10 protein-coding genes are annotated in these 12,267 nt (G+C 66.4%); 4 read left to right on the top strand and 6 right to left on the bottom strand.

All coding sequences use genetic code 11. From position 1 onward, the window contains the following. Positions 1 to 76: 76 nt before the first annotated feature. From ACL58G_RS30540 to ACL58G_RS30515, 6 genes are all read right to left on the bottom strand, one after another. The gene (locus ACL58G_RS30540) at positions 77 to 892 is read right to left on the bottom strand and encodes a slipin family protein (RefSeq protein WP_413340973.1); all 816 of its coding nucleotides are present in this window, start codon (positions 890 to 892) and stop codon (positions 77 to 79) included. Between the two features lie 4 nt (positions 893 to 896). Beyond that, the gene (locus tag ACL58G_RS30535; protein WP_440964235.1) at positions 897 to 1,580 is read right to left on the bottom strand and encodes a hypothetical protein; all 684 of its coding nucleotides are present in this window, start codon (positions 1,578 to 1,580) and stop codon (positions 897 to 899) included. Positions 1,581 to 1,771: 191 nt separating this feature from the next. Next, positions 1,772 to 3,343: a methyl-accepting chemotaxis protein gene (locus tag ACL58G_RS30530; RefSeq protein WP_440964233.1), complete on the bottom strand. Its 1,572-nt coding sequence runs from the start codon at positions 3,341 to 3,343 to the stop codon at positions 1,772 to 1,774. 62 nt (positions 3,344 to 3,405) lie between these two features. Continuing rightward, entirely contained in the window at positions 3,406 to 3,810 is a 405-nt protein-coding gene (locus tag ACL58G_RS30525; protein ID WP_440964231.1) for a hypothetical protein, read from the bottom strand. A gap of 10 nt (positions 3,811 to 3,820) precedes the next feature. After that, entirely contained in the window at positions 3,821 to 5,062 is a 1,242-nt protein-coding gene (locus ACL58G_RS30520) for a porin (RefSeq protein ID WP_440964229.1), read from the bottom strand. A gap of 216 nt (positions 5,063 to 5,278) precedes the next feature. Continuing rightward, complete coding sequence (locus ACL58G_RS30515) at positions 5,279 to 5,836, bottom strand: ATP-dependent Clp protease proteolytic subunit (RefSeq protein ID WP_413337744.1); 558 nt, start codon at positions 5,834 to 5,836, stop codon at positions 5,279 to 5,281. A gap of 167 nt (positions 5,837 to 6,003) precedes the next feature. Between ACL58G_RS30515 and xdhA the strand changes: the two genes are divergently transcribed. The 4 genes from xdhA to guaD are packed head-to-tail and all read left to right on the top strand — an operon-like array spanning position 6,004 to position 12,174. Next, positions 6,004 to 7,497 (top strand): xanthine dehydrogenase small subunit, encoded by a 1,494-nt coding sequence (gene xdhA, locus ACL58G_RS30510; RefSeq protein WP_413386935.1) that lies wholly within the window; start codon positions 6,004 to 6,006, stop codon positions 7,495 to 7,497. 10 nt (positions 7,498 to 7,507) lie between these two features. Beyond that, the gene (xdhB, locus tag ACL58G_RS30505) at positions 7,508 to 9,853 is read left to right on the top strand and encodes a xanthine dehydrogenase molybdopterin binding subunit (RefSeq protein WP_413386936.1); all 2,346 of its coding nucleotides are present in this window, start codon (positions 7,508 to 7,510) and stop codon (positions 9,851 to 9,853) included. A gap of 1 nt (position 9,854) precedes the next feature. Continuing rightward, a complete protein-coding gene (xdhC, locus tag ACL58G_RS30500; RefSeq protein WP_440964226.1) occupies positions 9,855 to 10,865 on the top strand; it encodes a xanthine dehydrogenase accessory protein XdhC in 1,011 nt (336 codons plus the stop codon). Position 10,866: 1 nt separating this feature from the next. Beyond that, positions 10,867 to 12,174 carry a guanine deaminase gene (guaD, locus tag ACL58G_RS30495; RefSeq protein WP_440964224.1) on the top strand — a complete coding sequence of 436 codons (1,308 nt, stop codon included), beginning with the start codon at positions 10,867 to 10,869 and terminating at the stop codon, positions 12,172 to 12,174. The last annotated feature ends 93 nt before the right edge of the window (positions 12,175 to 12,267 follow it).

Below are 12,267 nucleotides of genomic sequence, written 5' to 3'. Positions count from 1 at the left end.
AAGAATCGTCGGGAAACTGGCGAAGGCCAGCGCAGAGGTCGATTCTAAGACAAGGGGAGGGGGCTTGCAAGTTTGGCTAGGGAGGCGCGGTGCCCGGATTCAGGCTGTCGACCATCGAACTGGGGATCAGGATGGTGGCGCCGCGCTCCTTCGTCGTTTCATAGATGATGTTCATCGCCCGCAGTTGCAGGGCCGCCGGATGGCCGGCATACATGTCGGCCGCTTCCACGAATTTCCCGGCGATGGCGGCCTCGGCGGAACCGAGGATGACGCGGGCCTGCTTCTCGCGTTCCGCCTGGGCCTGGCGCGACATCGCATCCTGCAGCACGACGGGAATGGCGACGTCGCGGATCTCCACCGAACCGACGGTAATGCCCCACGGCGCCGTCTTCCGGCCGATCGATTCCTTCAGTTGCGCGTCCGCCTCCTTGCGCTCGGACAGCAGCGCCGCCAGCATCGACATGCCGATCATTTCCCGCAGCGACGTCTGGGCGACCCGGTCGATCGCCTCGCGGTAGTTGGTGATCGCCAGCGCGGCCTTCTCCGCATCGTGCACGTGCCAGAAAATGATGGCATCGACGTTGACCGGCACCGTATCCTTGGTCAGCGCCTGCTCGGCGTTGAAGGCCGTCGTCTGGATGCGCACGTCGATGACGGCGATCACGTTGTCGATGACGGGCACGATGGCGAACAGGCCGGCGCCCTTGACGCTATGGAGCTTCCCCAGCCTCAGGATGACGAATTTTTGCCACGTGTTCGCCATTTTCAGCGAGAACGCGATGATCACGGCCAGCGCGACGAACAGCAACCCGGGCAGCGGATTGACCCACCAGGTCAGGACGATGCCGATGCCCAGGCTGACGGCGACCAGGAACGATGTGACCGGATTCATGATGTCAGTGATGCATCCGTTCCCAGCCATGGCGCATGGCCAGCTTGACCTTGTCCCAGGCGGACGCCGCGCTGCCGGCGTGCCGGTATTCCCACTCGCGCTTCAGCGCGGGCTCGACGTCTTCCCAGGCCTGGTCGGACTGCGGCGCCTTGGCGCCGGCAGGGGCGGCCCACGTGGCATCCTCGTCCGGGTTGTCCCACCGCGCGATGCTGCCCATCGTCTCCTTGAACGTGTTGCCGGCGGGCGGAGCGTCGGCGTCCTGGGTGCCGAAATAATGGCTGTCTTCGTGCGGATGGTGCTGCAGGGCGCCGGGTGCGGTGCCCGGCGGGTAGGCGCGGCGCGGCGCGACGGTCCCGGTCCAGGCGGCGGGATCACCCTCGTCAGGAATGTCTTCGACGCCGGCCGGGCGGTACTGCCCCATGATCCCGGTGGCGCGCGCGGCTTCCGGATCGGTGCCTGTCGTGAGCGTGACGATGTGGCGTTCGCGCGTGTCGCCTGGCTGCGCGTGCCGGTGGTACAAGGTGCCGAGCAGCCGCGCGGCGGTATGCCGGAGCGAGGTGTCCGGTTCCGTCGTGCGCATGTTCGAGAGCGCCATGTCGGCGCGTGGGTAGCCCGATGCCAGCAATGCGTCCAGGGCGTGCTGGGCATCGCTGCGTTGGTCGAAGACGGCTTTCAAGGTGTGACGCATGATGATCTCCCCGTTGTCTCATGGAGAGCGTCGTGCCGGCGAGTGGCCGCCGCTGGCGGCCGGGTTCCGTGCGTTGCCGTTGATTCCGCGCGACCAGGTCGGTCACTGCATGCAGTACGGCGCTTGTAATGACAGCATACGCCGAATCCGGACAGGATGTGCACTGTCCATTGCGAATTGCGCGCCGCCGTTCAGCCGCGCGCCAGCGCCAGCCGTGCCTGGACCGCCGGCGCCCCCAGCGCGTGCCCGGCCGCCAGCTTGAACTGCGCCAGCGCACCCGACAACTGCTCCGTCTGCTCCGCGAGCGATTCCGCCGCAGCCGACGCTTCCTCGACGAGCGCCGAGTTCTGCTGCGTCATCTGGTCCATGTCGTCGATTGCGCGGCCGATCTGTTCGATGCCTTCGGCCTGGCGCTGGCCCGCGACGCTGATCTCGGCCATGATGTCGTGCACCTTGCGCACTGACGCGACGATCTGTCCCATCGTGGCGCCCGCTTCGTCGACGAGCGCGCTGCCCGCGTCGACCTTGGCGACGGAATCGCCGATCAATTGCTTGATTTCCTTGGCGGCGGCGGCCGAGCGCTGCGCCAGGTTGCGCACCTCGCCCGCGACGACGGCGAAGCCGCGGCCCTGTTCGCCGGCACGGGCCGCTTCCACCGCGGCGTTCAGCGCAAGGATATTCGTCTGGAAGGCGATGCCGTCGATCACGGAAATGATCTCGACGATCTGCTTCGCGGACGCGTTGATGGCGCCCATGGTGGACACCACGTTGCCGACCACTTCACCGCCGCGGGTGGCGATGTCGGTGGCGGACACGACGAGCGCGTTCGCCTGGTTCGTGTTGGCCGCGTTCGTGCGGACCGTATCGGTCAGCGATTCGACGGCGCGCGTCGTGTGCTCCAGGCTGCCGGCCTGCGATTCCGTGCGGCTGGCCAGGTCGGCGTTGCCGCTGGCGATTTCGGCGCTGGCCGAGGCGATGGTCTCGGCCGACGTCTTGATGCCGGACACCATCGTCGCCAGGCGCGTACGCATTTCCTGCAGCGCGGCGAGCAGGCTGTGCTGGTCGCCGGCGTCGAGGCGGATATCCATCGACAGGTCGCCGGCCGCAACAAGCCGCGTGATCTCGCGCGCGTACTCCGGCTCGCCGCCCAGCTGCTGCCAGATGGTGCGGATGACGAACCACGACACGCCGATCAGCGTGGCGATCACGATCAGGGCCGTGATGATGGTGACGGACAGCACGCGGCGCACGCTCGAGCTGCTGCGCGCGATGCCGTCCTTGAAATTCTGCTGGGCCTGGTCGTTGAGCTTGGCGACGTCGGCATTGAGCACCGTCAGCGCGCCCTGCATGCGCTGCACGGTCGCCTGCGGATCGCCCTGCTCGAGTTCGAGCATGATTTTGGCGGCGGAGACGGCCGGCGCATAGTAATCCTCGAATTCCTTCGCGAGGCGCTTGCCGGTGGCGTCCATGCCCGGGATCTTCGTCACGTCGGCCAGCTTGGCGCGGACCTTGTTGGCCTGGTCGCCGATCTGGGCGATGCGGGCCTTGTCGCCTTCGGAGACGGCATCGCGCAAGCCGTCGGTGATGCCCTGCAGGTCCGCCGTCAACGCCTTCGCCGTGCCCAGCGCCGGGTAATCCACGGCTTCGGTCGTGCGGATCGAGTCCAGGGCGCCGCTGGCGATGCTGGCGGAGACCGCCACGCCGAGGCCGAAGATGATGGTCGAGATGACGGGGAGTGCCCAGATCTTGCGCTTGATGCTCATGCCGTTTCCTTAAGTTCAACAACCCGCCGCCGGATAACGCCGGGGCGGGTGGGTGGGGATGCTTACGGTGTGTAGATCACTTTGACCGAGGCATCGACCGCGCTCTTTTCGATGTAGCCGATGGCCTTCGGGTCGCTGGCCACCAACTTCTTGACGGCGGCGCTGTCGGCGGCTTCCTTCGGCATCGTGGCCTTGCCGGTGAACACCAGCTTGGACCACAAGGCCTTGACCTGGGAACCGTCCTTGTCCGTCACCTTTTTATAGAACTCGGCGCGGACGGGGGCGCTTTCAGGCTGGTCGATCGGGCTCATCGCGCCCGATTTGCCAAGAAAATACTGCGCGATCTGGTCTTTCGTCATCGAGGCGTCGGCAGCCTTCGGGTTCACGACGACGACCACGTCGGCGATGGCGGGCAGCGCGAGGCACAGTGCGGCGGCGGCGAGGCCGGTCTTGATCGGATGTTTCATCGTCGTCCCCTTAGAACACGAAGTCGAGCGCGACGGCGCCGACGGTCACCGGACCCTTGAAGCCCGGCTGCGCATCGATCAGCAGGCCGGCGGTCTTGTTCGGACGCACGCGGTCGAACTGCACCTTCAGGGCCACGGAGGAGTGGACATCCCAGCGCAGGCCGATCGTGTCGGTCTGCTGTTCGCCCTGGCTCACGCCGGTGTAGCGCAGGTTCGACACGATGCCGGAAAGCGTGGCCAGCGTCGGGGTGCAGGCGGCCGGGTAGCCGGCCGGGCAGGCCGCCGGCATGCCGTTGTGGACATTGCCGTCGATCGACAGCCTGGCGTGGCTGTAGTACGGCAGGAATTTGCCGATGCGATAGCCGCCCATCACGTACCACGACGTGGTGTCGTTGATGTAGCTGTCCGTCTTGCGCTTCGCGTACTCGCCCTGCACGACGATGTCGTTCCAGTCGAGCGTCGCGCCGAGGGACGTGAACGAGGCCTTCTTGTCGCGCACGTCGATGTCTTTGGCGAGCTGGGCCGCCTGCGGGAACTTGTAGCCGGCAGCGACCGTATTCAGCGTGTTCAGCAGCGCCGTCAGCGACGCCGAGCCGTTCAGCGTCAGGCGACCATCGACGCGGCCGAAGCGCACCGTCAGCGGGCCGTGCTCGGCCACGAGGTTCAGCGCCGTCACGCGGCGGCCGTCCAGGCTCGGGCCGCCGGCGACGTCGGCCTTGGTCTTGCCGACCGCGAATTGTGCAGTGTACGTCGTGGCGGCATCGCTGTGCTGCCAGGTGACGTCGGCGCCGTCGACCGTGTTGAACAGCATCTGCGAATACACTTCCGCCGGCGGACGCAGCATCGTGTTCGCGTAGCCCACGTTGCGGTAGTCCGAGATCATGAATGCCGGCAGGCCCATGCGGCCGACGCGGATCGAGACGTCGTCCGACACCTTCGCCTTGGCGAATGCCCATGCCAGTTCGGCGCCGAAATCGTCCTGCGCATCCTTGCGCACGAGGCCCTGGCCCGTCACGGACAGCCAGCTGTTGACGGCGTAGTCGGCCTGCACGCCGAAGTTCGAATCGACGCCGGTGGTGACGTCCTTCGTGGCGCCGCCGGCCTGGTTCGGGCGGCCGAACTCGGCCTTGTCGGTGTTGGTCCAGGTGAGGGCGCCGGTGCCGAAACCGCTGATGCGGACGGCATTCTGCGCGAATGCGCAAGGCGCGACAAAAGACAAGGCGAGCGCACTCGCGACGATGCGTTTTTTCATGGGGGGTTCCCTGCTGAAGACGGCGGGTGGAGGTTCTTGTTATGGAAGCACTGTGACGGCGCGCGTCAGGCCGTGTAACGAATCTGTAGTGAATTGTAGAGTTGCAGCAAAAATTGCAGCAAGGAAAAACTCACGAATAGTCACTCTATTCAGTTGTGACCGCTATCTTTGTTGTGCAGATCAGACAGGGCGTCCTGTCAGAATTGGATGATGTATTTAATTCCACCAGTGCGTCGTCGTGCCGGCTTCCGGCAGGCGCGCCTGCCGCGCCGCGTGCGCGATGCCGGCCTCGACCGCTTGCTCGGCCGTGTAGATGCGGGCGCTGCCCGTCAGGTAGGTTCGAATGTCGTGGGCGCCGGGTGCGCCGCGGGTGGCGTCTTCGTAGATGGCGGCATAGCGCTCGGCGTCGAAGTCGAGGCAGTCGCGCCATTCGGAGATGCGGGCGTGGTCCGCCGCCACGAGGTTGCCGAAGCCCCAGTGCAGCGGGTGGATGAGGAAGCGCGTGCCGGGACAGGCATAGCGTTGCTGCCCGGCCAGGAAGATGGCGACGCCGACGGACTCCACGCTGCCCACGTTCCACGTCGTGAGCGGCAGCGGCAGCGATTTCAGGAAGTAGTACAGGGCGAAGCCGGCCGTCATGTTGCCGCCTTCGGTCGACATGTGCAGCTCGATCTCCGTCGCGCCGCTCTGCAGTGCCTGCAAGCAAAGGTTGCGCACGGTACAGGCGGAATTTGCGTTGATCGGTCCGATGAAATGTACGATGTGCAAAGCCATGACGCCTCCATTGACGGCTCAAGCATAGCAAGTTTCACAAGCCTACGTCGCGCTATTGAAAATATCTGATATTCAAAATCGGTATTCCGATATATCTAGCCTGCCCCCCGGTGCTACTCTTGCATCCAGTTAGTCATAATTTTCACAAGATCCTTTCCGAGGCGATGATGTCCACACCGATCCGATTTTTCTACCGCGGCGCCGTCCATGAAGTGAACGACGTCGCGCCGACGCAGACCATCCTGCAGCACCTGCGCGAGGACCTGCACTGCACCGGCACCAAGGAAGGCTGTGCCGAGGGTGATTGCGGTGCCTGCACCGTCGTCGTCGGATCGCTGGAGAACGGCGAACTGCAGATGCGCTCCGTGAATTCCTGCATCCAGTTCACGCCCACCCTGGACGGCAAGGCCCTGTTCACCGTCGAAGACCTGGCGCAGCAGGATGGCAACCTGCACCCCGTGCAGCAGGCCCTCGTCGAATGCCACGGCTCGCAATGCGGCTTCTGCACGCCGGGTTTTGCGATGTCGCTGTGGGGCATGTATTTGAAGCAGGAAGGCCGCGAGCCGAGCCGCTGCGAGATCGACGATGCCCTGTCCGGCAACCTGTGCCGCTGCACGGGCTATCGTCCCATCATCGACGCCGCCAGGCGCATGGTCACGCTGCCGCGCGTCGATTTCGACCGCGCCGCCGTCACCGAACAACTGCGGGCGCTGCAGCGTGACGCGGGCGCCACCTATGAATACGATGGCCAGACCTTCCACGCCCCGCGTACCCTGGATGAACTCGTGGCCGTGCGCGCCGCGCATCCGAAGGCGACGATCCTCGCCGGTTCAACCGACGTCGGCCTGTGGGTCACGAAGCAGATGCGCGACCTGACGGACGTCATCTACCTGGGCCATGTGGCCGAACTGAAGACCGTGCGCGAGCAGGATGGCTACGTCGAGATCGGCGCCGGCGTCTCCCTCGAAGATGCGTATGCCGCCATCTGCAAGCATTACGAGACGGCGCTGGGCGAGTTGTGGCAGCGCTTCGCATCGCTCCCGATCCGCAACGCGGGCACGCTGGGCGGCAACGTGGCGAACGGTTCGCCGATCGGCGACTCGATGCCGTGGCTGATCGCCATCGGCAGCGAACTGGTGCTGCGCGGTCCGGACGGCGAGCGCACCATGCCGCTCGAGAACTTCTACCTCGGCTACCAGGTGAAGGACTGGCGCGACGGCGAATTCGTGCAGGCCGTGCGCGTGCCGCTGCCGCGCAGGAACGTCGCGTTCCGCACCTATAAACTGGCCAAGCGCTTCGACCAGGACATCTCGGCCGTTTGCGCCGCCTTCGCCTTCACGCTGGAAGACGGCATCGTGGTCGAGGCCCGCATCGCCTACGGCGGCATGGCCGCGACGCCGAAGCGCGCCGCGCAAGCCGAGGCTGTCCTGAACGGGCGCGCCTGGGACGAAGCGGCCGTGACGGACGCGATGGCCGCGCTGGCGCACGACTACGCACCGCTGTCCGACATGCGCGCCTCGAGCGCCTACCGCATGAAGACGGCGCAGAACCTGCTGCGCCGCTACTGGCTCGAAACGCGCAAGGACAACCCGCTGCCGCCTGACGCGGTCAACCCGTTCGCGAAGATTGAAATTAAAAGCGCGCCGACCGCACTGGCTTGAGGAGATACACATGAACGACGCAGGATCCCCCGCTCTGACCAAGGCCGAATGGAAGCAGGTCGGCCTCGGCAAGACGCATGAATCGGCCCGGCTGCACGTGCTGGGCCAGGCCGACTACACCGACGATATCGCCGAAGTGCGCGGCACGTTGCACGCGGCGCTTGGCCTGTCGGGCAAGGCGCACGCCCGCATCCTCGACATCGATTTTACGGACGTCCTGGCCAGCCGCGGCGTGCGCGCCGTGCTCACGGCAAAGGACATCCCGGGCACCAACGATTGCGGCCCGATCATCCACGACGACCCGATCCTCGCGGACGGCCTCGTGCAATACATCGGCCAGCCGATCTTCGTGGTCGTGGCCGACAGCCACGACCTGGCCCGCCGTGCCGCGAAGAAGGCGAAAGTCAGCTACGAAGAACTGCCGGCGATCCTGACGCCGCAGGCCGCGCGCGCCGCCGGCTCGTACGTGCTACCGCCGATGCGCCTGACGCGCGGCGATGCCGCAACCGCATTCGAACGTGCCCCGCTGCGCGTGAAGGGCGAGTTGTACGTGGGCGGCCAGGAGCAGTTTTATCTCGAAGGCCAGATCTCGTACGCGATCCCGCAGGAAAACGACGGCATGCTCGTGCTGTGCTCCACGCAGCACCCGAGCGAGATGCAGCACGTCGTGGCGCATGCGCTGGGCCTGCACTCGCACAACGTGGTGGTGGAGTGCCGCCGCATGGGCGGTGGCTTCGGCGGCAAGGAATCGCAGTCGGCGCTGTGGGCCGCTTGCGCCTCCATCGCGGCGAAACGCCTGGGCCGCGCCGTGAAGCTGCGTGCGGACCGCGACGACGACATGATGGTCACGGGCAAGCGCCACTGCTTCCACTACCTGTACGAAGTGGGCTACGACGACGCCGGCCGCATCCTCGCGGCGAAGGTCGACATGGTGAGCCGCGCCGGCTACTCGGCGGACCTGTCCGGCCCTGTGGCCACCCGCGCCATCTGCCACTTCGACAACACGTATTATTTGTCCGATTGCGACATCCGCGCGGCGGCAGGCAAGACGAACACCCAGTCGAATACGGCATTCCGCGGTTTCGGCGGTCCGCAGGGCGCCATCGCGATCGAGTACATCATCGACGAGATCGCGCGCAACCTCGGCAAGGATTCGCTCGACATCCGCAAGCTGAATTTCTACGACAAGATCGACCGCAACGTGACGCCGTACGGCCAGCCTGTCGTCGACAACGTGATCCACGAACTGGTGGGCGAGCTGGAACAGACGAGCGAATACCGCGCGCGCCGCCAGGCCATCAATGAGTACAACGCGACGAGCCCCGTGTTGAAGAAGGGTCTCGCGCTGACGCCCGTAAAATTCGGCATCGCGTTCAACGTGACGCACCTGAACCAGGCCGGCGCGCTCGTGCACGTGTACGTGGACGGCTCCATCCTCGTCAACCACGGCGGCACGGAGATGGGGCAGGGCGTCAACACCAAGGTGATGCAGGTGGTCGCGCACGAACTGGGCGTCGACCTGACCCGCGTGCGCATCGCCGCGACCAACACGAGCAAGGTCGCCAACACGTCGGCGACGGCCGCATCGACGGGCGCGGACCTGAACGGCAAAGCTGCGCAGGATGCGGCGCGCCAGATCCGCGAGCGCCTCGCCGCGTTTGCCGCGAAGCAGTACGGCGGTGCCGTGGAAGACGTGCGCTTCGTCGCGGACACCGTGTTCGCGAACGGCCACGAAGTCCCGTTCGGCGAACTGGTGGCGAAAGCGTATCTGTCGCGCGTGCAGCTGTGGTCGGACGGTTTCTATGCGACGCCGAACCTGCACTGGGATCCGAAGACGATGACGGGCAACCCGTTCTTCTACTTCGCATACGGCGCGGCGGTGGCGGAAGTCGTCATCGACACGCTGACAGGTGAGTGGAAACTGCTGCGCGCCGATGCGCTGTACGACGCCGGCAACTCGCTGAACCCCGCCATCGACATCGGCCAGGTCGAAGGTGCGTTCATCCAGGGCATGGGCTGGCTGACGACGGAAGAATTGTGGTGGAATGCGCAGGGCAAGCTGATGACGCATGCGCCGTCCACCTACAAGATCCCGGGCGTGTCGGATTGCCCGGACGCGTTCACGGTGAAGCTCTTCAACAACCGCAACGTGGCCGATTCGATCCACCGCTCGAAGGCCGTCGGCGAACCGCCGCTGCTGCTGCCGTTCTCCGTGTTCCTCGCGATCCGCGACGCCATCTCGGCCGTGGGCGACCACAAGGTGAACCCGCCGCTGCGCGCGCCGGCGACGAGCGAGGCGATCCTCGACGCCGTGTCCTTCGTCGAACAGGCCGTGCAGGAATCGAAGGGGCCCTAGCATGGACGACTGGCTCATCCCCACCGCGCAGCCGGCCGTCCTGATCACGGTCGCGAAGGTCGACGGTTCCGTACCCCGTGAACCGGGCGCGCGCATGCTCGTCGACGCCGGCGGGCAGTGGGGCACCGTCGGCGGCGGCCACCTCGAGCTGCGCGGCATCGAGACGGCGCGCGCCATGCTCGCCGCCGGCGCCAGCGAGGCGCGCCGCATCGAACGCTTCCCGCTCGGCCCGAGCCTGGGCCAGTGCTGCGGCGGCGTCGTGCACCTCGCGTTCGAACTGGTCGACCGCGACCAGTGCGCCGAGCTGGCCGCGCGCCGTCATGAAGACGTGTGGCGCGTCGTCGCCCTGGACGGCGAACCCGATCTCGCGCTCGTCGACGCGCTGGGCCACAACATCCAGCGCAAGGGCGGCCGCTACCCGGATTTCGAGCGCAGCGGCGGCACTCGCGTGCTGCTCGATGACGCGGGACGGCGCTGGCTCGTCGACCACGTCCCGGCGCCGCGCGCGCACGTGATGCTGTTCGGCGCCGGCCACGTGGGCGCCGCCATCGTGCGCCTGCTGGCGGACCTGCCGTGCAAGGTGACGTGGGTGGACGAACGGGAAGACCTGTTCCCGGCCACCGTCGCCCCGAACGTCGTCGTGGAAGCGACCGACCTGCCGGAAGCCGTCGTGCGCGCGGCGCCCGCCGGCACGAGCTTCCTCGTCATGACGCACAACCATGCGCTCGACCAGCGCCTGACCGAAGCGATCCTCCGACGGCCCGCGCACCAGGACTGGTTCGGCCTCATTGGATCGGAAACCAAACGCAGGCAGTTCGAGCACCGCCTGCGCGACCGCGGCATTTCCCGCGCGCGCCTGGACGACATGGTGTGCCCGATCGGCGTCCCCGGCATCAAGGGCAAGGAACCCGCGGTGATCGCCGTCGCCGTCGTCGCGCAACTGCTGATGGTCTGGGAGGCGGCCCTCGCCGCGCCCGCGACCGCAACCGAAGTCCCACTGGAACAAGACTGAGATGTCCAACGATACCCGTACCGTGCAGGCCTACCGAGCGAGCCTGCTGCACTTCCACGCCGATCCGGCCTTCGCCGAGAACGCCCATGCCTGGCACCAGGACGGCCTGCTCGTCGTCGAGAACGGCCGCGTGCTCGCCGCCGGCGACTACGACAAGCTGGTCGCCACGCTGCCCGACGGCACCGACGTCGTCGACTACCGGGGCCAGATCATCACGCCCGGCTTCATCGACACGCATCTGCACTTCCCGCAGACCGACATGATCGGCTCGCCCGCGCCGGACCTGCTGCCGTGGCTGGAGAACTACACGTTCCCGACCGAGCGCCAGTTCAAGGACCCGGTGCACGCGCGCACCGTCGCCGAATTCTTCCTCGACGAACTGCTGCGCAACGGCACGACGACGGCGCTCGTCTACTGCACGGTGCACAAGGAATCCGTCGACGCGTTCTTCGAGGCGAGCGCCGCGCGCAACCTGCGCATGGCCGGCGGCAAGGTGCTGATGGACCGGAATTGCCCGGACTTCCTGCAAGACACGGCCGACCTGCGCGAGAGCGAAGAGCTGATCCGACGCTGGCACAATCACGGCCGCGCGATGTACGCGATCACGCCGCGCTTCGCGCCGACGTCGACTCCGGCCCAGCTGGCCGCGGCGGGCGAGCTGGCGCGCGCGTTTCCGACCACGTACATCCAGACGCACGTGTCGGAAAGCCGCGACGAATGCGCGTGGGTGAAAAGCCTGTACCCGGACAACCGCAGCTACCTGCAGGTCTATGAACACTTTGGCCTGATGCGCCCGCGCGCGATGTTCGGCCACTGCATCTGGCTGGACGACGTCGACTTCGCGCTGATGGCCGACACGGGCGCCGCGATTTCCCACTGTCCGACGTCGAACCTGTTCCTCGGCAGCGGCCTGTTCGACGTCGCGAAGGCGGACAGCGTGCATGCCCACGTGTCGCTGGGGACGGACGTCGGCGCGGGCACGTCGTTCTCGATGTTGCAAACAATGAATGAAGCGTATAAAGTTGCGCGGTTAAAAGGCAGCTATCTCCCGGCCCTGCGCATGTTCTATCTCGCCACGCTGGGCGCCGCGCGCAGCATGCAGCTCGAAGGGACGATCGGCAATTTTGCCGCCGGCACCGAGGCGGACTTCATCGTCCTCGACCCGAAGGCGACGCCGCTGCTGGCGCGCCGCACGGCGAACGGCGACTCGCTCGAGGAAACCCTGTTCGCGCTGGCGCTGCTGGGCGACGACCGCGCGATCCGTGCCACGTATGCGGCGGGCAAGCGGGTGCACGAGCGGGCGCAGTAAGCGAAGAGCATGAAACCGAACGTGTGAGTAACGTGAGCTCATGAATCGTCGCCCCCGCGAAGGCGGGGGCCCAAGTTTTGTTTGCATCTCGAC

It is taken from the genome of Massilia sp. GER05 (assembly GCF_052056005.1).
Classification (GTDB): domain Bacteria; phylum Pseudomonadota; class Gammaproteobacteria; order Burkholderiales; family Burkholderiaceae_D; genus Telluria; species Telluria orientalis.
Note: the sequence above shows the minus strand (reverse complement) of the source record. Positions and strands in the feature narration are given on the sequence as shown.

What these genes read in the sequence shown, in the direction of transcription:
- guaD (WP_440964224.1), top strand. Translation starts at nt 10,867, where the DNA reads ATGTCCAACGATACCCGTACCGTGCAGGCCTACCGAGCGAGCCTGCTG.
- ACL58G_RS30530 (WP_440964233.1), bottom strand. Translation starts at nt 3,343, where the DNA reads ATGAGCATCAAGCGCAAGATCTGGGCACTCCCCGTCATCTCGACCATC.
- ACL58G_RS30535 (WP_440964235.1), bottom strand. Translation starts at nt 1,580, where the DNA reads ATGCGTCACACCTTGAAAGCCGTCTTCGACCAACGCAGCGATGCCCAG.
- ACL58G_RS30520 (WP_440964229.1), bottom strand. Translation starts at nt 5,062, where the DNA reads ATGAAAAAACGCATCGTCGCGAGTGCGCTCGCCTTGTCTTTTGTCGCG.
- xdhB (WP_413386936.1), top strand. Translation starts at nt 7,508, where the DNA reads ATGAACGACGCAGGATCCCCCGCTCTGACCAAGGCCGAATGGAAGCAG.
- ACL58G_RS30540 (WP_413340973.1), bottom strand. Translation starts at nt 892, where the DNA reads ATGAATCCGGTCACATCGTTCCTGGTCGCCGTCAGCCTGGGCATCGGC.
- ACL58G_RS30515 (WP_413337744.1), bottom strand. Translation starts at nt 5,836, where the DNA reads ATGGCTTTGCACATCGTACATTTCATCGGACCGATCAACGCAAATTCC.
- ACL58G_RS30525 (WP_440964231.1), bottom strand. Translation starts at nt 3,810, where the DNA reads ATGAAACATCCGATCAAGACCGGCCTCGCCGCCGCCGCACTGTGCCTC.
- xdhA (WP_413386935.1), top strand. Translation starts at nt 6,004, where the DNA reads ATGTCCACACCGATCCGATTTTTCTACCGCGGCGCCGTCCATGAAGTG.
- xdhC (WP_440964226.1), top strand. Translation starts at nt 9,855, where the DNA reads ATGGACGACTGGCTCATCCCCACCGCGCAGCCGGCCGTCCTGATCACG.